This window comes from Mycobacterium sp. RTGN4, assembly GCF_033804635.1.
GTDB lineage: Bacteria > Actinomycetota > Actinomycetes > Mycobacteriales > Mycobacteriaceae > Mycobacterium.
This window is the reverse complement of record NZ_JAPZLB010000018.1, coordinates 74,232-92,182: the sequence shown is the minus strand read 5'-3', so window position 1 is coordinate 92,182 and position 17,951 is coordinate 74,232. Positions and strand designations below refer to the sequence as shown.

19 protein-coding genes are annotated in these 17,951 nt (G+C 65.9%); 11 read left to right on the top strand and 8 right to left on the bottom strand.

Going from position 1 to position 17,951, the window contains the following annotated elements:
* Positions 1-34: 34 nt before the first annotated feature.
* Together SLQ30_RS29075 and SLQ30_RS29070 are read right to left on the bottom strand one after the other, a co-directional pair.
* On the bottom strand, positions 35-1,363 hold the full coding sequence (locus SLQ30_RS29075; RefSeq protein WP_319450357.1) for an adenylate/guanylate cyclase domain-containing protein: 1,329 nt from the start codon (positions 1,361-1,363) through the stop codon (positions 35-37).
* A gap of 50 nt (positions 1,364-1,413) precedes the next feature.
* Positions 1,414-2,451: an aldo/keto reductase gene (locus SLQ30_RS29070; RefSeq protein WP_319450358.1), complete on the bottom strand. Its 1,038-nt coding sequence runs from the start codon at positions 2,449-2,451 to the stop codon at positions 1,414-1,416.
* Between the two features lie 148 nt (positions 2,452-2,599).
* Here SLQ30_RS29070 and SLQ30_RS29065 point away from each other — a divergent pair, with 148 nt between their 5' ends.
* Positions 2,600-3,202, top strand: coding sequence for a TetR/AcrR family transcriptional regulator (locus SLQ30_RS29065; RefSeq protein WP_319450359.1), 603 nt, complete (start codon positions 2,600-2,602; stop codon positions 3,200-3,202).
* 21 nt (positions 3,203-3,223) lie between these two features.
* Here the strand turns inward: SLQ30_RS29065 and SLQ30_RS29060 are convergent, their stop codons facing one another.
* A complete protein-coding gene (locus tag SLQ30_RS29060; RefSeq protein WP_319450360.1) occupies positions 3,224-3,514 on the bottom strand; it encodes a hypothetical protein in 291 nt (96 codons plus the stop codon).
* Positions 3,515-3,642: 128 nt separating this feature from the next.
* Between SLQ30_RS29060 and SLQ30_RS29055 the strand changes: the two genes are divergently transcribed.
* The gene (locus SLQ30_RS29055) at positions 3,643-3,864 is read left to right on the top strand and encodes a three-helix bundle dimerization domain-containing protein (RefSeq protein ID WP_319450361.1); all 222 of its coding nucleotides are present in this window, start codon (positions 3,643-3,645) and stop codon (positions 3,862-3,864) included.
* A 294-nt stretch (positions 3,865-4,158) separates the two neighbouring features.
* On the opposite strand, the gene SLQ30_RS29050 is transcribed toward SLQ30_RS29055, so the two are convergent.
* Positions 4,159-4,452, bottom strand: coding sequence for a hypothetical protein (locus SLQ30_RS29050; RefSeq protein WP_319450362.1), 294 nt, complete (start codon positions 4,450-4,452; stop codon positions 4,159-4,161).
* Between the two features lie 313 nt (positions 4,453-4,765).
* On the opposite strand from SLQ30_RS29050, the gene SLQ30_RS29045 reads away from it, so the two are divergent.
* The 4 genes from SLQ30_RS29045 to SLQ30_RS29030 all read left to right on the top strand — a co-directional run bounded on the left by SLQ30_RS29045 (position 4,766) and on the right by SLQ30_RS29030 (position 10,528).
* Positions 4,766-7,138: a lysylphosphatidylglycerol synthase transmembrane domain-containing protein gene (locus tag SLQ30_RS29045; RefSeq protein ID WP_319450363.1), complete on the top strand. Its 2,373-nt coding sequence runs from the start codon at positions 4,766-4,768 to the stop codon at positions 7,136-7,138.
* Between the two features lie 170 nt (positions 7,139-7,308).
* Positions 7,309-8,472: an acetyl-CoA C-acyltransferase gene (locus SLQ30_RS29040; protein ID WP_413468211.1), complete on the top strand. Its 1,164-nt coding sequence runs from the start codon at positions 7,309-7,311 to the stop codon at positions 8,470-8,472.
* Complete coding sequence (locus SLQ30_RS29035) at positions 8,469-9,227, top strand: enoyl-CoA hydratase/isomerase family protein (RefSeq protein ID WP_319450364.1); 759 nt, start codon at positions 8,469-8,471, stop codon at positions 9,225-9,227. The genes SLQ30_RS29040 and SLQ30_RS29035 overlap by 4 nt, the downstream gene beginning before the upstream one ends.
* A gap of 2 nt (positions 9,228-9,229) precedes the next feature.
* Positions 9,230-10,528, top strand: a complete 1,299-nt coding sequence (locus SLQ30_RS29030) for an acyl-CoA dehydrogenase family protein (RefSeq protein WP_319450365.1) — start codon at positions 9,230-9,232, stop codon at positions 10,526-10,528.
* Positions 10,529-10,575: 47 nt separating this feature from the next.
* On the opposite strand, the gene SLQ30_RS29025 is transcribed toward SLQ30_RS29030, so the two are convergent.
* Both SLQ30_RS29025 and SLQ30_RS29020 read right to left on the bottom strand, forming a co-directional pair.
* Positions 10,576-11,514 (bottom strand): phosphotransferase family protein, encoded by a 939-nt coding sequence (locus SLQ30_RS29025; protein WP_319450366.1) that lies wholly within the window; start codon positions 11,512-11,514, stop codon positions 10,576-10,578.
* Entirely contained in the window at positions 11,507-12,292 is a 786-nt protein-coding gene (locus tag SLQ30_RS29020; protein WP_319450367.1) for an SDR family oxidoreductase, read from the bottom strand. The genes SLQ30_RS29025 and SLQ30_RS29020 overlap by 8 nt, the downstream gene beginning before the upstream one ends.
* 91 nt (positions 12,293-12,383) lie before the next feature.
* On the opposite strand from SLQ30_RS29020, the gene SLQ30_RS29015 reads away from it, so the two are divergent.
* A complete protein-coding gene (locus SLQ30_RS29015) occupies positions 12,384-13,217 on the top strand; it encodes an LLM class flavin-dependent oxidoreductase (RefSeq protein WP_319450368.1) in 834 nt (277 codons plus the stop codon).
* Positions 13,218-13,227: 10 nt separating this feature from the next.
* Here SLQ30_RS29015 and SLQ30_RS29010 read toward each other — a convergent pair whose 3' ends face one another.
* Positions 13,228-13,518, bottom strand: coding sequence for a hypothetical protein (locus SLQ30_RS29010; RefSeq protein ID WP_319450369.1), 291 nt, complete (start codon positions 13,516-13,518; stop codon positions 13,228-13,230).
* Positions 13,519-13,634: 116 nt separating this feature from the next.
* Positions 13,635-15,044: an alpha/beta hydrolase domain-containing protein gene (locus SLQ30_RS29005; protein ID WP_319450370.1), complete on the bottom strand. Its 1,410-nt coding sequence runs from the start codon at positions 15,042-15,044 to the stop codon at positions 13,635-13,637.
* Between the two features lie 69 nt (positions 15,045-15,113).
* On the opposite strand from SLQ30_RS29005, the gene SLQ30_RS29000 reads away from it, so the two are divergent.
* From SLQ30_RS29000 to SLQ30_RS28985, 4 genes are all read left to right on the top strand, one after another.
* Positions 15,114-15,677 (top strand): TetR/AcrR family transcriptional regulator, encoded by a 564-nt coding sequence (locus tag SLQ30_RS29000; protein ID WP_319450371.1) that lies wholly within the window; start codon positions 15,114-15,116, stop codon positions 15,675-15,677.
* Positions 15,674-16,243 (top strand): TetR/AcrR family transcriptional regulator, encoded by a 570-nt coding sequence (locus tag SLQ30_RS28995; RefSeq protein ID WP_319450372.1) that lies wholly within the window; start codon positions 15,674-15,676, stop codon positions 16,241-16,243. Before SLQ30_RS29000 ends, SLQ30_RS28995 begins: the two co-directional genes overlap by 4 nt.
* Before the next feature lie 149 nt (positions 16,244-16,392).
* On the top strand, positions 16,393-17,532 hold the full coding sequence (locus SLQ30_RS28990) for a GGDEF domain-containing protein (RefSeq protein WP_319450373.1): 1,140 nt from the start codon (positions 16,393-16,395) through the stop codon (positions 17,530-17,532).
* Positions 17,533-17,622: 90 nt separating this feature from the next.
* On the top strand, positions 17,623-17,907 hold the full coding sequence (locus SLQ30_RS28985; protein ID WP_319450374.1) for a GlsB/YeaQ/YmgE family stress response membrane protein: 285 nt from the start codon (positions 17,623-17,625) through the stop codon (positions 17,905-17,907).
* Positions 17,908-17,951 lie beyond the last annotated feature (44 nt).

Below are 17,951 nucleotides of genomic sequence, written 5' to 3'. Positions count from 1 at the left end.
TACCGCCTCTGAAACGAAGTTTCGCCTGTGTCTCTCACTGCGAGGTGGCGCGGAAGAGTTCCGTTTCCTCGGCAAGCCCCTTGAGGTGCCGGAGACCGAGGCTTTCAAAGCGCAACCCCGAGCCGGCTGAAAGATCGCGCACCGTGCGACTCGTGAGCACTTCGTCGGGTCCAGCGATCGCACCTATCCGTGCACCGACGTGCACCGCCATGCCGCTCCACTCGTCGCCGCGTCGCTCGCATTCGCCCACGTGGATTCCCGCGCGGATGAAGATGCCGTGCGCAGCCAACGCGGGCGCGAGTTCGAGCCCGCAGCGGACCGCCTTGGTAGGGCCGTCGAACAGCGCGAAAACACCGTCGCCCGTGTGCTTCACACGACTGCCGCCGTACTTCATGAGAACGCTGTCGACCAATTTGTCATGCGCGTTCAACTGATGTCGCCACCGCGCGTCGCCACGGGCACTGAGCAATTCCGTGGAGCCGACGATATCGGTGAACAGCACCGTCTTGAGCAGTCGTTCATCGACGACGACGCTGGGCCTGCCGGTCACGAAGTCGAGGATCGCCGAACCCAGCGTGTCATCAAGCAGACCGTGCGGCCCCGGTGCCAATTCCTCGAACTCAGCTCCGGGAATGCGGGCAGCCAACGCGGCAACGCCATCGAGTGGAGCCATTCGATCGCCCAGACGCCCGAGCAGCAGAGTCGGGGCGCGGATCGAACCAAGCACGCCGCGAACATCAATCTCCAAGAGCGCCTTCCACAGCCACGCCGCCATCGTCGGACTGGCGCTGGTCCGCTGATATCGACCGTAGTAGTCGCGAAATCCCGGTATGTCGGCAATTTCGTTGAAGAAAACCTCGGCCAATGCCCCTTCACCCCAATGACTTTCGATGTCCTCGAGATGGAGTGCCTTCTCTTCGGCCGTGAATCCCCATGGATGATCGGGCGGCTCGCGAGTGAACCGGGCCATCGCGCCGTAGATAACCAGCGACTGCACGCGTTCGGGGTAAGTCGCGGCGAACAGGAGGCTCATCGGGCCCCCCTCGGACTGTCCGAAGAGCGCGGGACGATCGACATCGGCGGCGTCGAGCACGGCATGGAGGTCATCCATGCGCTCATCGAGTGGCGGGACGTGGCTGGCCGGATCGGAAAGGCCCGTGCCCCTCTTGTCCCACACCACGATGCGCATGGCGTCCGAAAGTTGTGCGATGACTGCAGTTTGCGGTGTCGCCGGATCGTCGTACATCTCCACGTTGCTGAACCAACCCGGGTTCCAGACCAGCGTGGTGTCGCCTTCCCCAAACTCGCGGTACGCCAGGCGGACATCCCCGTTCCGCGCGTACCGCACGCGCCCCCCGTTCACCTGGCCATTCTCTCATTTCACGACCGGTGCGCGGGGAGATTGGCCTTTCGTCAGGCGGCGGCGCGCTCGCCGACGGCTCGGCGGCGCAGGCTCGAGGACAGCAGCGCGGGCGGAAGGTAGGCCTGGTCGAGCGTGCCGATGTCGGTGCCCGGCGCGACGATCTCGTCGATGCGGTCGAGCACGTCGTCGGACAGCGTCACGTCAAGCCCGTCGAGCAGTCCGTCGAGCTGCTGCATGCTGCGCGGCCCGAGCAGTGCGCTCGTCACCCCCGGATGCGTGATCGCGAACGCCATCGCAAGGTGTGTCATCGGCAGGCCCGCCGCTTCGGCGAGCGGAATCAACTGCTCAACCGCGTCGAGCCGACGTTCGTCGCTGAAGGCCTTCAAGAAGCCGGCACGAACCAGGTCGGTCTGCTGCCCCTTGCGGACGCGGCCGGTGAGCATTCCCTGCCCGAGCGGACCCCACACCATCACTCCCATCCCGAAGCGTTGCGCGGTCGGCAGCACCTCGGATTCGATGGCGCGGTTGAGGATTGAGTAGGGCGGCTGCTCGGTGCGGAATCGCTCGAGCCCGCGTCGCTCGGCGACCCATTGGGCGTCGACGATGTCGGAGGGGGGCGTGTTGGACGACCCGATCGCGCGGACCTTGCCGCTGCGGATGAGGTCCGAGAGCGCCGACAGCGTCTCCTCGACATCGGTGTCGGGGTCGAGCCGGTGGACCTGATACAGGTCGATGTAGTCGGTCTGCAGACGGCGCAGCGAGTCCTCGACCGCGGTCATGATCCAACGCCGTGAGGCACCACCTTGATTGGGGTCATCACTCATCGGGCGACCGAACTTGGTGGCGAGCACGACGTCGTCGCGCCGTCCCTTCAGCGCCTTGCCCACGACGACTTCTGAACCACCTTGGGGCGGAATCGAATACGCGTCGGCGGTGTCGACGAAGTTGATCCCGGCGTCCAGCGCCTTGTGGATGATGCGGATCGAGTCGTCGTGGTCCGGGTTGCCGATGGATGCGCCGAGCAACAGCGTGCCCAGCGCGTAGGGGCTGACCTGCATGCCGGTCCGGCCAAGGCTGCGGTACTGCACGAGCTCTCCTGACGTCGGGTGTAGGTCCATTCGGTGACGTACTCTCGACGTAACCGGAATGCCTTTCCGAAACTATATGGAAAGCAATTCCGGTATGCAAGCCTATTTGGAAAGTCATTCCGGTTAACGGCACGAGACGGGCGGGAACATGGCATCGACGGAAACCGAGTCGGCCGAACCCGCGCCGCGGCGGCAACGCTCGGATGCTCAGCGCAACGTCGGCGCCCTGCTCGAGGCAGCGAAGTCGGTGTTTGCCGCTTCGGGAGTGGACGCCCCCGCGAAGGAGATCACCGATGCGGCCGGAGTCGGAGTCGGAACGCTCTACCGGCACTTCCCGCGGCGCTCGGACCTGGTGGCGGCCGTGCTCGAACGCGAGATCGACGCGCTTGCCGATGCGGGTCCGGCCTTGAGCGCGGCACACGAACCGACGGCGACGCTGGTGAAATTCCTTCACCGGTATACCGAATTCGTCGGAACCAAAAGGGGACTCGCCGCAGCCATGCATTCGGGCGATCAAGCGTTCGACGCCCTGCGTGGCTACTTCATGCAGCGCCTCGAACCCGTTGTCACGACCCTGCTCGAGGCCGCCACCGCGACCGGTGAGATCCGTACCGACGTCAGCGCCACGGAGGTGCTGCACGCCGTCGCCCTGTTGTGCCAACCCCTGCCTGGTGAGGAACTCGCGCACAACCAACGCTTGGTCGCGATCTTCGCCGATGGGTTACGCGTCACGAGCGGCACCCAGCGGTGACGCTGATCCCATCCTCGGCCGCTAACTTGCTGGATACTCGCTCCGGACGAGGTCGTAGAACGCGTACGCCGGCACGCCGATTTGGGCCGCCAGCGCGTCCGCGTAGTGCCGCGCGATCGTCGGCCCCTGCAGGCGCTCATCGAAGCTGCCGGTGAGGTCCACCGCGATACGACACCCGAACGTGTCACTCATCAAACCGTCGTCAACCTCAACGCGCACAACATCTTTGGGCACAGGCAACCGCGCGACGGCCTCGCGCACCTCGGCCGCCCCCGCTGCCATGTCCACGTAAACCGAGACGAAGGACCTCATCGTCTAATTGTCGCCTGCGCAAGTCGTGAGCGCGGCCCATCCAGCGGCGAACCCCCGATGGTTGGCGTGGCCTTCATCACGCGTTCACCGACTTGTTAGAAGTAGTTAGCAAGGCGCACGATATACGGGTGGTTAATTCAGAAGAAGAGGATCGGCTCATCGGTGCCGCCATCGGCCGCCTGACGAACGGTCACCCGGACGTTCCCGTGGGCACGGTGCACGACATCGCTACGTCAGTAGGACAACGTTTCGCCGACGCCCCAATTCGCAGCTTCGTCCCTTTGCTCGTCGAACGCCGGACCAAAGAAGAGCTGGCGTACCTCACCGACGCCACCTCGAATTCGGCCTAGACCGGCTCCCACGGCAGCCCCGTTCCGACCGCGGGCGTGACCTCCGAATCCCCTCGTTCCGGAGGTCACGCGTTCATGGAGCGGGCGGTCTGGACACATGCGTGACCGGATAACGCGCGACATTACCTACACGTCAATATCCTGGCAATAGCTAAGCCCCGGCGAGATTTTTCATGATCTGCGATCTTGGGCGTAGGCCCTTACCTGCGGAAACCTCGATCTTGATGCCCCGCACAGCACGATGCCCCTCGCCAGTTGGCGAGGGGCATCGTGGTGGCTACTTGCTCGGTGTGGCTACGCGCAGACCTGCACGAATCCCAACGGGCCGCTCACGCAGGGTGGGCCGTAGCCCCCGTAGCCGTAGTAGGGCGGCGGCGGCGGTGGTGGCGCCCAGTAGCCGGGGCCACCACGCCAACCTCCGTCGTGATCCCAACCGTGCCCGTGCCCGTGACCCCAGCCGGGATCTTGGGCGAACTGGCCTCCGGGCACCGGCGCGGCGCTTGCCACGCCAGTGCCGACACCGAAGGCGCCGAAGCCAAGCGCCCCGGCGATGGCGACACCCGCTGCGATGGACTTAAGACTCTTCATTACGAACCCCTGATAACACTTGCGTCAATAAAATTCCGACTACGAAACACCCCGACATGATTCAAAGTCATTGCAGGACACCAGGCGTCGACCTCATTGCCTACCCCTGGGATCCGTGTTTCACGTTACTCCAAATTCCATGTGAGGACGCTATGAACAACTTAGGTAAGTGGGCTAGCTATTCCCCGTGAGCCGAATCGACCGGGACCACCTGCGAGTTTGGCCGGTCAGACGGTCCGGCAACGCTATGTTGTCCGAAGCTTCCGCGTTGTCGGAAACTGCACGGGGCCCCAATCCGAAGGATCCGCCACAGATGCGCGTTGACGGTCGCGACGTCGCCGTTTCCGGCCGTCTGCTGCAACCGCTCACCCGGCGCACCAATGACATCCTGCGACTTTCCCTCGCGACGGTCTTTCTGGCCGCGGTCATCGCCAGCTCGCTGATCACCCGCCGCGACTGGGTGGCCCTCGAACGCTCCGCCTCGGGCATCGTCGGATTCCTCACGCCCACCCAGTCCAACCTGGTCTATCTGCTCTACGGCCTGGCCATCCTGGGCCTTCCCTTCGCCATCTTCATCGGCCTGATCCTCGCCAGGCAGTGGAAGATGCTCGGCGCCTACGCCGCCGCAGGCCTGCTTGCGGTGCTTTCACTGTCCGTCAGCAGCAGCGGCTTCGCCGCGCCCAAGTGGCACTTCGATCTATCCGAACGGTTGCGCACCACCCTGTCGCAGTTTCTCGACGACCCGAGGTGGATCGCGATGCTCGCAGCGGTGCTCACCGTCTCCGGACCGTGGCTACCGGCCCGCTGGCGACGGTGGTGGTGGGCGCTGCTGCTGGCGTTCGTGCCCATACATCTGGTGGTCAGCGCCATCGTGCCCGCGCGGTCGCTGTTGGGTCTGGCCGTCGGCTGGTTCGTCGGCGCGCTGGTGGTGCTGCTGGTCGGCACGCCCGCGCTGGAGGTGCCGCTCGACGGTGCCGTACGGGCACTGGCTCGCCGTGGCTTCCTCGCCAACGCACTCACCGTCATCCGTCCCGCCGGCCCGGGGGCGCTGATCTTGGCCGCGCGCTCGACGGGATCCGACACCGCCGAACTCGAGTTGTACGGACCCAACCAGCGCAGCGGCGGCACGCTGCGCCAACTCTGGCGCAAACTGCGCTTCCGCGGCGGCGAGACCGCGCCATTGCAGATGTCACTGCGCCGCGAGGTCGAACACCGCGCCCTGATGACGATGGCCGCGACCGATCTCGAGGTGTCCAGCACCACCACGCTCGCACTGGCCACCCTTGACCGCGATTGGACACTGTTTGCCCGCACCCCGGATCGCGGCACCCCGCTCGCCGAATGCGTGGAGTCCACCCCCGTCGCGAACGTCTGGAAATCGCTTCGGGTACTTCACGACCAACAGATCTCGCACGGCACGCTGTACTCCGATGCGCTGACCGTCGAGGACGGTCGCGTCCTGTTCGGCGGATTCGGCAACGCCGAGTACGGAGCCACCGACACCCAACTCCGTTCCGACATCGCGCAATTGTTGGTGACGACCTCGCACCTCTACGACCCACCGTCGGCCGTCGCCGCTGCCATCGAGGTATTCGGCCGGACCGAAGTACTCACCGCGTCCCGGCGGCTCGCGAAATCCGCCATGCCGCAACGACTGCGGAAATCCGTCGGCGACGTCGGCGCGCTCATCAAGACCGTGCGCGCAGAGGTCATGCACCAGACCGGGGCCAGCGCGATCCCTTCGGAGACCATCACCCGCTTCGCGCGCAACCAGGTCATCCAGATGGTGCTGCTCGTCGCGCTGGTGTACGTGGCCTACCCGTTCATCAGCACCGTGCCTGCATTCTTCGGTGAACTGCGATCCGCGAACTACTGGTGGGCTTTACTTGGGCTGGCGATCTCGGCCGTTACCTTCGTCGGGGCCGCCCTCGCGTTGTGGGCCTGCGCCGACGGAAAAGTCAGCCTGCGCGACCTCACGATCATGCAGCTTGCCAACACCTTTGCCGCCACCACCACCCCGGCAGGCGTCGGAGGGCTGGCCCTGAGTACCCGGTTCCTCCAGAAGGGGGGATTGACCGCGATGCGGGCCACCGCGGCCGTCGCCCTGCAGCAGGTCGTTCAGGTGATCACGCACGTCACACTGCTGATCGCGTTCACGGCGATCGCAGGCGCTTCCGCGAACCTGGAGAAGTTCGTCCCGTCGGCCACGGTGCTGTACCTGGCCGGAGGCGTCGCGCTCGGGTTGATCGGCGCATTCATGGCCGTGCCGCGGCTACGACGCTGGCTGGCGACTGAGGTGCGTCCGCGGTTGAAGGAGGTCATCGTCGACCTCAAGGAGCTGGCGCGCGAGCCGAAGCGACTCGGTCTGATCGTACTCGGCTGTGCGTCAACCACTCTGGGCGCGGCGCTGGGGTTGTGGACAGCCATCGAGGCGTTCGGTGGCGACACGTCGTTCATCACGGTGACGGTCGTGACGATGATCGGAGGCACGCTGGCATCGGCCGCCCCCACCCCCGGGGGTGTCGGCGCCGTCGAAGCCGCCCTCATCGGTGGCCTCGCGGCCTTCGGGGTACCCGCGGCCATCGCGGTGCCGTCGGTGCTGCTCTACCGGATCATCACCTGCTGGTTGCCGGTGTTCGCCGGCTGGCCGGTCATGAGGTGGCTCACCAAGAAGGAAATGATCTAACGTTTGAGAACGCGTTCTCGCAAAGCGGTATTGCAGTAGACGGTCAGCGAGAATACGATTCTCGCTGACTGTTCCACCCGGAAAGCTCGCAACGACGGGAGCTCGACATCGACGCCTGGATTCTCGACGCCGTCCGCACACCGCGCGGCAAGGGCCGCCCCGACGGCGCCCTGCACGGCATCCACCCGCAGGCCCTGCTCGCGCAGTGCCTGAGCGCGCTGGCGGCGCGGACCGGCTTCGAACCCGCCGAGGTCGACGACGTCATCGCGGGCAACGGCATCCTGGCCGGTGATCATGGCGACGACATCGCCCGGCTCGCCCTCCTGCTGGCGGGTTGGCCCGAATCGGTGCCCGGCATGACGTTGAACCGCTTCTGCGGATCCGGCCAGCAGGCCATCACGGTGGCCGCCTCCGCGGTCGCCTCCGGCGCCGAGCAGCTCGTCGTCGCAGGCGGGGTCGAATCGATGTCACGGTGGGGAGTCGGCGCCGGCATCCCAACGATAGACGGCGACAACCCTGGCTTCCGCAACCGCTACCCCACTGTCCCGCAGGGTATTTCGGCTGACCTTATCGCCACCCTCGAGAGCTTCACCCGCGCGGACGTCGATGCCTTCGCCGCGGAGAGTCAACGCCGCGCGGCTGCGGCCATCGCCGACGGCCGTTTCGAACGCTCGGTCATCGCCGTCACCGATGACAACGGCGCGGTAGTCCTGAAACAGGACGAGCATCCCCGGCCCGGCACCACTGCCGAGAAGCTCGCCGGCCTCAAGCCCGCATTCGCCGCGATGGGCACGGCCTCCGCCGACGGCGAAGCGCGCACGTTCGACGAGATCTGCGTGGACCGCTACCCCACCATCGACGCCATCGACCACGTGCACCATGCGGGGAACTCCTCCGGCGTGGTCGACGGCGCGGCCGCCGCAGCGGTCGCGTCCTCCGCATGGGCGAAGGCCCACGGCGTGACACCGCGTGCCCGCATCCGCGCCACCGCCGCCATCGGCAGCGAGCCGATCATCATGCTGACGGCGCCGGGTCCCGCCGCCCAACGATGCCTCGACAAGGCAGGCATGCGCGTCGAGGACGTCGACCTTTGGGAGGTCAACGAAGCCTTTGCGGCCGTGCCGCTCAAGACCATTCGCGACCTCGGCCTCGATCCCGAGCGCGTCAACGTCAACGGCGGCGCCATCGCCCTCGGCCACCCCATCGGTGCCACCGGCGCCATGCTGATCGGCACCGTGCTCGACGAACTCGAGCGCCGCGACCTGACCGTGGGTCTGGTCACCATGTGCACCGGCGGCGGTATGGGCACCGCGACCATCATCGAACGGGTGTGACCGTGCCAGAGACAGTGGACCTCGACGGCGCTGGCGACGGCGTCGTCGTGCTGCGACTGAACCGGCCCGACCGGCTCAACGCCATCAACTCGGTCATGCGGGCCGAACTGATCCAGACGCTGGCGGCGCTGGCGACCGACGACGACGTGCACGCCGTCGTGCTGACCGGTGCCGGGCGCGGATTCTGTTCCGGGCTGGACACGCGCAACTTCGGCGACATACCGGCGGCAGAAGACCCAGCGATTGACCGGCTGCGCTTCCAGGAGTCGATGGCCGCACTGCCCGAGGCGATTCGCGCGCTCCCACAACCCGTCATCGCCGCCGTCAACGGGCCGTGCGTAGGTGCTGGGTTCGCGCTGTGTTTGGCAGCTGACATCCGAATCTGCTCGACCGCAGCATCATTCGGTAACGGAGCGATCCTACTTGGGCTCTCGGGCGCGGAAATGGGTATGAGCTACCACCTGCCCCGCATCGTCGGCACGAGTGTCGCCGCCGACTGGATGCTCACCGGACGCACCGTATCTGCAGCGGAGGCGGACCGGCGCGGGTTGGTCAGCGAACTCGTCGATCCCGACCAACTGCGTGCGCGTGCCCTCGAATTGGCGGCTACGGTCGCCGGCCTTTCGCCGCTCGGCGTCCAGCTGACCAAGCGTGCACTGCAGGCCAACACCGATGCGTCGCTCGACTCCGCGCTCGAACTCGAAAACCGCAACCAGGTGCTCAGTCACGCTGACGCAGCACGGATGAGGACCTAGCCGTGTCGTGGGATTTCGAGACCGACCCCGAGTGGGCCGAACAATTGCACTGGGTCGAGGATTTCGTGCGCACCGAGTGCGAACCGATCGACTACGTCGTGAAGGAATCGCACGACCTCGACGATCCCGTGCGCCAGGCGCTGATTCCGCCGCTGCAGCAAGTCGTCAAGGACCGTGGACTGTGGGCCACCCACCTCGGCCCGAACCTCGGTGGTCCCGGGTACGGCCAGATGAAGCTGGCCCTGCTCAACGAGATCCTCGGGCGGTCGGAGTGCGCGCCCATCGTATTCGGCTCGCAGGCCCCGGATTCCGGCAACAGCGAGATCCTTGCGCACTACGGCACCCCCGAGCTCAAGGCCCGCTACCTCGAGCCGCTGCTCGACAACCGCATCATCTCCTGCTTCTCGATGACCGAGCCGCAGGGCGGCGCCGACCCGAAGGTGTTCACCACCACCGCCGTTCAGGATGGCAACCACTGGGTCATAAACGGCGAGAAGTGGTATTCGTCGTTCGCATCGAAGGCGTCGTTCATCATCGTCACGGCGCTGACCGACCCGGACGCCCCGCCGTATCAACGCTATTCGATGTTCGTCGTCCCCGGGGACACACCGGGCATCAACGTGCTGCGCGACGTCGGGCTGGGCTATCAACCACTCGGTGGCGGCGGACGCGAGGGCTACGTACGGTACGAGCAGGTGCGGGTACCCGACGATCACATGCTCGGCCCCCGCGGCGGCGCGTTCGTCGTCGCGCAGACACGGCTCGGCGGAGGACGCATCCACCACGCCATGCGCACGGTCGGGTTGGTGCGACGGATCTACGACATGATCTGCGAGCGCGCGGTGTCGCGGTACACCCAGGGCGAGGTGCTGGCCAACAAGCAGATGGTGCAGGAGATGATCGCCGACTCATGGATGGAGATCGAGGCCTTCCGCCTGCTGACACTCCAAACCGCTTGGAAGATCGACAAGTTCAACGACTACAAGGCGGTACGCGCCGACGTCTCGGCTGTAAAGGCGATGATGCAGAAGGTACTTCACGACGTCTCGGCCCGCGCGCTTCAGATCCACGGCTCGCTGGGCACCTCGCATGAGATGCCGTTCGTTCAGTACCTGACGGAGTCGTTCGTGCTCGGCCTCGCCGACGGCCCAACCGAAGTGCACAAGGTGACGCTGGCGCGCCAGCTGCTCAAGGACGTCGCGCCTGCCCCCGATATGTTCCCGTCGGAGCATCTGCTGCGGCTGCGCGAGGCCGCGGAGGCCAAGTTCGCCGACAAGCTCGCAGGGATTCCGCGCGGCTAGGTTTCCGGACCACTACATGGCTCGAAAACTCAGTATCGCGGGTGATACTACGTTTCGACGTTGGTCCATGGTTGAGTTGCGCGCTCGAGCAACCGGCCCACGACAGGCGCCATCGCTTCCAATTCCGGCTTGGGCGTTGACCTTCGGCGGTTGTGCTTGACGATCAGCGCCCAGGTGGCAGCCGACTTGAAGCAGGCCAACGCCATGAACCACTCGACGTCGGGTACCTCGCCGTAGCAGCGCAGCAAGTCAGTGCGCGGTGGCACGGCGTCAACATATGCTGACGGACGCGAATAGGTGGCCGGGTCGGCGTTGACGAGGAACCACCCGACGTCGATGCGCGGATCGCCGACCGACCAGATCTCCCAGTCGATCACCGCGGCGACGTCGGCTCCGACCGCGAGCAGGTTGCCCAGCCGGAAGTCACCGTGCACGACGCTCGGACCCATCCCCGCCGGGAGCCCGGCGCGCAGCAGGTCAGCGGTCTCGGACCACGCCGGAACCAGCTCCTGGTCGACCGTCCGTAGCGTGGCACACCAGCGCTCGACTTCGGCTGCGGGATCGACGACCGGTTCGTCGCCTACGCCGAGGTGTTGCGGAGCGAGGCGATGCAGCGTTGCCATCGCGCTCGCGGCATTTCGATAGCGCTGCGCGACAACCTCGTTCGGCGTTGCGGTGACGTCGTCGAAGAGCGGCTCGAAGGACTCGCCGCCAACCATTGTCATCACGAATAGCGGCGGTACGTCCGGCGGGGCGCCTGCGTCCTGCCACCGCACACGGGGCACCGGCACATCCGTCGACCGCAATGCATCGATCATCCGCGCCTGCCGCAACACGTCACGGTGCCCGACCGGTTCGTGGCCGGCAGGCGCGACCTTGACCACCACGCGCTCGCCGTCCATCAGCCCCTGAAACGTGAGGCTAGACGCGCCACCCGCCAGCGGCCGCACGTCGGTCACCCCGATGGCGGCCAGCCGGTCATACACCAGGCCAACCGATTTCGCGCAGAAAGGGCTGCGTCTGGGCGATCCGACCCGTCATCGTCTTCGGGTCGCCGGTGCACAACGTGAACGCCGTCTCGGTGATCAGCGCGATGTCCTCGGTGTCGGTCTTCGCCAGGTCCAGCGTGCCCGCTCCCGGGGTAGCGACCGGATTGGTCGGGGCGGCGGCGTTGACGGCGATGCCGTCGTCATACAGTTCGGCCGCAAGGCTTTTCGTCAAACGGTTCAGGGCAGCCTTGACCGTTCCGTAGATGCCGAAGCCAGCGGTCGCGTCGAACTCGGAGAACGGCGGCCCCGGTGGCAGGTCGCCGCCGACCGATGTCACGTTGAGGATCCAGCCCCGTCCGCGTTCGCGCATCGCCGGGACGGCCAGCTGGCTCAGATGCAGCGGAGCGACGACGTGCATTTCCATCATCAGTCGGACCCGCTTCTCAGGGAATCCGTCGAGCGGGCGCAGGAACGTCACCGCCGCGTTGTTGACCAGGATGTCCGGAGCGCCGACGGATGCCACCACCTCGGCGAAGAGTCGCTCGCGGTCTTCGGTCGCCGAGAGATCGGCCTGCACGGCGATCGCCCGTCCCCCGGCGGCGGTGATCTCGTCGCGGGTCTGCAACAGGGAACCGTCGTACTTCGGGTCGGGTTCCAGCGTGCGGGCCGTCAGCGCCACCGTCGCGCCCTCGCGGGCCAGCCGTTGCGCAATCGCCTTGCCCAGCCCACGGCTACTGCCGGTGACGAGTGCGACCCGGCCGTCGCAGGCTCCCATGTGTCCGTCCCTTCCCAACCGCGGAAATGGATTCTCGATAATGGAGAATGCCGTTATCATTGGCCCGCATGAGTATAGGCAGGGGCAGCACATGACGGAATGGTTTCTCTACGTCCCGCAGAGCCGACAGAGCATCGACGACCTGGTCGTCCGCGCGCAGACCGCCGAGTCGGCGGGATTCGACGGCATCGCCTTCCTCGACCACCTCGAGACGCCGATGGCGCCGGCCAGCCCGATCTGGGAGGCGATGACCGTCGCGACGTGGGTGGCTGCGCGGACAGAGCGGCTGCGGATCGGGCACTTGGTGCTGTGCGACGCGTTCCGACATCCCGCGGTGCTGGCCAAGCAAGCCGTCACACTGGCCGAGGCCTCCGGCGGCCGCTTCGAACTCGGGCTCGGATCCGGCTCGATGCCAGACGAACTCGCCAAGTTCGGCGTCGGGGCCGCGACGACGGGCGCGCGCGTCACGGCGCTCGGCGAAACCTTGGAGGCACTCGCGCAGTACTGGGCGCCCGACGGCGAGCGCGCACAGATACCGACGCCCAGCCAACGCATCCCGATCGTGCTCGGCGGCGTCGGGCCGCGGATGCTCGGGCTGGTCCGTCGGCACGCCGACTGGTGGAACCTCCCGGCCAACGCCGTTCACCGACTGTCCGAGCTAAGGCCGTCCATTGGGTCGGCACGCGTCTCGGTGCAACAGATGGTCGGGTTCGTGCGAAGGGGCGACGACGCCGAGGCCGTGACCGCCAAGGCACAGCGGCTATGGGGCATCCTCGGGGCTGGCCTGGTGTGCGGGGATGCCGCTGCCTTGAAAGAATATTTCGCTGCTCTGGAAGGCCAAGGAGTGCAACGCTTCTACGTGTGGTTCGCCGACTTCGCGCCGCCGGAGTCGATCGCCGAGTTCGGCGAATCGGTCATCGCCTGATCTGCGATGCCTAGAAAAACCGGCAGATGAGGAACCCGACCCTGAACACCAGGGCGATGAGGCCGATGATGCTCGCGATGACGCCGAGCACGACAGCCGCGATCGTCGACTTGCGGTTGGTGGCCTCTTCGTACTGGGCCGCGTCCAAACCGGCCAGGCCCAGCGTGATCGCCAGGCTGCCGAACAGCAGTCCGACCAGCAGCGGACTCGTTATCAGAGCCAATATTCCGAGCCCCAGCGCGGTGTAGCCGATTCCGTTCCTGGCGGCGCGTGCGGGCGGCGCCTGCAATGGTGTGGTCATGTGGGGCGATCGTAGTCCTGAGTCCTGGCGATGGACTGTGGCTCGGCTTGCAACTCGAATGCCACTCCCGAGACAACAGCCCTCGTCAACCGCGTCCAATTCAAGATCGACGCTGATCAGCCCTGGGGAAACGTCGCCTCGGCAAGCTGGAGAATCTCCGCTCGATCGGCGGCTACCAGAAAGCCCGCTGCGATCGCTTGATCGAGCGACGACGTGAACCGCTCGAGGTAGTCCCCGACGCCGCCGGGATAGAGCCGCTGCAGAGTGGCGGCGTCGAACACCTCACCCGAACCGAAGAGCGCAGCCATTTCCGTCTCGCCGCTGCCGATGCCCGACGTGTTGGCCACCGGAACGTCCACCCACGGCGTCCGAATGCCGCCCTCGGCAATGCCATTCGCATCAAGAGTGAACGAAAGGGGTTCCGACTCGGTCACCGCCAGCTGCGGTCCGGTCGGCGCAGGCTTGCCAGTGCGCACCCAGCCGAGCAGCGCGGCGAGCGCGGCCTGGAGAACGTAGTGGTGCTGGGGCGCGAAGTTGATGAAATGCGACAGCTGTTGTCCCATCAGCACATTGGTCGGCGCGTAGGCCTTCACGATGTCATCCAGCGGTGCCAATCCGTTGTCGATGAAGCCCACCTGGATCGTGTAGTTGTCGGCGTGCGCACTACCGGGCACCTCCCACACCCGCAGGAAGTCGTAATCGGGCTGTCTCGCCGGGTAGTAGCCCGAGATGACCAACGCGCCAACCAAGTCGGTTTCGGTGATGAACGCCAGCGTCGGCGCTCGCAAGTCGTCCCGGAACCGAACGGGCTGAGTCGACGCTGCACCTGACTCATCGAGCAACGAGTCCCCATCAAGTGGGGCGGCCGGTCCGAACCGGGAGTGGACCAGGTAGCCGTCATAGACTTCTTCCAGTGGATCGACGGCATTGACATAGGTGGTCAAGAAGATCGCCGATTGCGACTCCCCCACCGCCAGCACGATTTCCGGGTTCAGTTCCCCGAGCACTCCATTGTCTTCGGCTTCCCACACAAGCCGGCCGACCTGAGTGAAGATGTCGTAGGCGAACGCGTCGCCGGGATGGTTCAGACTCGAATAGCGTTCGGGGTTCTGCGTCTTGAGCGACATGTCGAAGCCGAGGCTGAGTCCCCCACCGTCGATGCCCACCCGTTGCGCCGAGACCCCCACGTAGGCGTAGCCCGCGCGCACGATTTCGCGGTGGGCCATCGACCAGAACGCCGGAGCGTCTATGCCGCCGCTCACATTGAGCCATTCGACGACGACGGTTCCGTTGAAGGCGGCGTCGTCCTCCGGCGTGAGCGCCACGATGCGCGTCGTGTAGGCCGCAGCATCGGCCCCCACCACGTCCCAGTGTCCATCCGAACCCAGCGTTCCGACCGGCGCGTACGACGATGCCGTCCCCGAAACGAAGAACTCCTCGGCGCGATAGCCCAGGGTGGCGATGTCATAGGCGCCTAGCAAGAAGCTCGGCACACCTGCAATCGAGCTGACCTTAGGATCCGTCATGACCACATGAAAGCACACCGGCCGGGGCTTGACGCTCGGTCAACGGCAGCTGACATAGAGTCAGGGGCCATGGGCACCCAACGGCCTCGCGATGCCGCCCAGACACGCGCCGACATCCTCGCGGCGGCGCGCAACCGGTTCGCGACCGAAGGATTCGAACGCACCACCCTGCGTGCCATCGCGGCTGACGTCGGAGTCGACGCGGCCCTGGTCATTCGCTACTTCGGCAGCAAGCAGGACTTGTTCGCGACGGCCACCGAGTTCAGGATCGAACTGCCGTCGCTGGCCGGCGTCGAACCCGATGACATCGGGGCCAGGTTGCTGCCGCGGTACTTCGCCGTATGGGAAGAAGACCAGGCCTTCCTCGCGCTGTTGCGCGCGGCGATGACGAGCCGCGTCGCGGCGGACACCCTGAACCAGACGCTCGCCACGCATGTGGCGCCGACGTTGCATGCGATCACCCCGGACAATCACGACGTACGGATTGCGTTGACGGATGCGTTCGTCATCGGACTTGCCATGACGAGATCGGTGCTACCCGACCTGCCGGTCGCGGACCTCAGTCGCGAAGAACTCACCCGCTGGGCAGGCCCCGTATTCGAACAACTACTTGCCGGACAGGTCCCGTCGTGACGACACCGACGACGCGTGACCGCAATGCCAGCCAGACGCAGGCCGACATCCTGACCGCCGCCCGTCGTCGCTTCGGAGCCAGTGGGTACGAACGCACGACGCTGCGCGCGGTCGCGGCGGACGTCGGCGTCGACCCTGCGTTGGTGATCCGGTACTTCGGCAGCAAGCAGGAATTGTTCGCAGCTGCGGTCGACTTCACGATCGACCTGCCCGACATGTCCGACGTCGACCCCGCCGAGGTCGCAGGCATCCTCTTGCCCAAGTTCTTCGCGGTCTGGGAGGAGAACGAGACGTTCGTGGCGCTGTTGCGGGCCGCCACGACGAGCGCCATCGCCGCCGAGACTCTTCGTGAGGTATTCGCGAAACAGGTGGCGCCCAAACTGCTTACCGCCGTGGCCGACCATCCGTTGCAGCGGATCGGGTTGATGGGATCCTTCGTCATCGGGCTGGCCACCACCAGATACGTGCTCGAAAACCCGCCGATCGCGAACATCAGCCGCGACGAACTGAGCCGATGGGCGGCGCCCGTCATCACGCAGCTTCTGGTGGGGCCTGCGCCGGCGTAGCGCTTCGGCGGCCTGCTCGTCACACTCATCCGTTCAAATAGCTAACCAATGGCTAGCTATGTCAGCTAATCTTTTCCAGTGCACGTTGGCCGATCCATTCACTTTGCCCACCTCGGCCAGGGACCCGACCGTGATGCGAGCTCGCAAAGATGTTGAAGACAGCGAGGCGTTGGCTCCATTCTGAAGACCACTACTACTGGATCACGTCATATCTCGCGGCCAGAGGACTCCAGCGCGCCACCTGCCGGTTGATCGCGGCAAACCTGCTCGGACTGAGTGCCGTTCCACTGATCTTGATGCTCAGCGACCTCGGCCCGACTGGTGCGCGCAACCGTTGGCTGGCCGTCGCGATATCGATCTGCTGCGTGGCGATGGGATCGCTGTGGTTGAGGTCCGGTTGGCCAACTCGCTTGCAGTCCCAGCTATGCGTGGTGGTCGGGAGCCTCTGCATCGCCGCGGCCTGCCTCATCGAGGCCAGCCCCGGACTCGGCTTGGTAGGAGCCAGCACGTTCATCGTGGTGTCGTCGTTCACCGCGCTGTTCCACGACGGGCGACTGCTGGCGTACACGTGGTGCATCGCGGCGGCGACCATCGTCGCGCTGACGGTCCGTTTCGGCGGTGTCGAACCCGCGGTCACCGTGTGCGGGATAGCGCTGTTCGTGCTGACCAATCTGTTCGTGGTGTTCGTGTGCCGCAACCTGGTTCGAATGGCCAACACGCAGATCCACTACAGCGAGCTCGAGCCGCTGACCGGCTTGCTGACGCGCGAGGCGTTCTTCGATCGCGTCGCGACCATGGTCGCCGCCCGCGACCGGGACGACGACCGCTACCTCGCGATCATCGTCGTCAGCCTCGACAGCTTCTCGCTTTTGACGGCGATGCACGGCGCCGCTGGCGGCAACGAAGCGCGGGTGGCGGTCGGGCACCGCCTCGGCGAGACGCTGCGGCGCGACGCGCTCCTCGCGCACGTCGGCGAGTCCGAATACCTGGTCGCCGACACGTTCACGAGTGCCGACGCCAACGTGCTCACCGACCGACTGCAACACAGCGTCCGCACCGCTCCGTACCGACTGACCGCCAGCATCGGCGTGGTGGCCACGCCGATTGCCCCGCTCGTCGGGCACCCCCCGCACGACGTCATCGAGGAACTCATCACGATCGCGACGTCCAACATGTACGTCGCGCGCACGAAGGGCGGCCAGCGCACCAGGGCCACCGCCGACCCGCGGCTGACGTCGCTGGAGGACGTCGATTCCAGCGACTGGGACGACGACGACCTTTCGGCGTAGTGCGGCGAGTGCGATTAAACGCACGGGCATCGGGTATCAGGGGTTGGTCAATCCACGTCAGGATCCAGACCCGCACAAGGGAGTCACGCAATGATCGGAACCATCATCAGCGCCATCGTCGTCGGGCTCATCGTCGGGGTGCTCGCCCGCCTCGTCATGCCCGGTAAACAGAGCATCGGCGTCATCATGACCGTCGTGCTGGGTGCGATCGGCTCCTTCCTTGGCACCTGGGTGTCCTACAAGCTCGGTTACTCCAACCAGAACGGCGGGTTCAAGATCATCCCGTTCTTGGTCGGCATCGTCTTCGCCGTCATATTGATCGCCGGCTACCTCGGCATCACGGGCCGCCGCGCGGGGTCGCGCACGCCCCGCTAGATCGCTGCACGCCGACCGCGGGTAACCACGGAGTGACCCACGTC

Bases quoted from the DNA above. Each gene is read 5' to 3' on its own strand.
- SLQ30_RS29065 (WP_319450359.1), top strand. From the start codon at position 2,600: ATGGCATCGACGGAAACCGAGTCGGCCGAACCCGCGCCGCGGCGGCAA.
- SLQ30_RS29060 (WP_319450360.1), bottom strand. From the start codon at position 3,514: ATGAGGTCCTTCGTCTCGGTTTACGTGGACATGGCAGCGGGGGCGGCC.
- SLQ30_RS29050 (WP_319450362.1), bottom strand. From the start codon at position 4,452: ATGAAGAGTCTTAAGTCCATCGCAGCGGGTGTCGCCATCGCCGGGGCG.
- SLQ30_RS29045 (WP_319450363.1), top strand. From the start codon at position 4,766: ATGCGCGTTGACGGTCGCGACGTCGCCGTTTCCGGCCGTCTGCTGCAA.
- SLQ30_RS29020 (WP_319450367.1), bottom strand. From the start codon at position 12,292: ATGGGAGCCTGCGACGGCCGGGTCGCACTCGTCACCGGCAGTAGCCGT.
- SLQ30_RS29015 (WP_319450368.1), top strand. From the start codon at position 12,384: ATGACGGAATGGTTTCTCTACGTCCCGCAGAGCCGACAGAGCATCGAC.
- SLQ30_RS29010 (WP_319450369.1), bottom strand. From the start codon at position 13,518: ATGACCACACCATTGCAGGCGCCGCCCGCACGCGCCGCCAGGAACGGA.
- SLQ30_RS29005 (WP_319450370.1), bottom strand. From the start codon at position 15,044: ATGACGGATCCTAAGGTCAGCTCGATTGCAGGTGTGCCGAGCTTCTTG.
- SLQ30_RS29000 (WP_319450371.1), top strand. From the start codon at position 15,114: ATGGGCACCCAACGGCCTCGCGATGCCGCCCAGACACGCGCCGACATC.
- SLQ30_RS28990 (WP_319450373.1), top strand. From the start codon at position 16,393: ATGTTGAAGACAGCGAGGCGTTGGCTCCATTCTGAAGACCACTACTAC.
- SLQ30_RS28985 (WP_319450374.1), top strand. From the start codon at position 17,623: ATGATCGGAACCATCATCAGCGCCATCGTCGTCGGGCTCATCGTCGGG.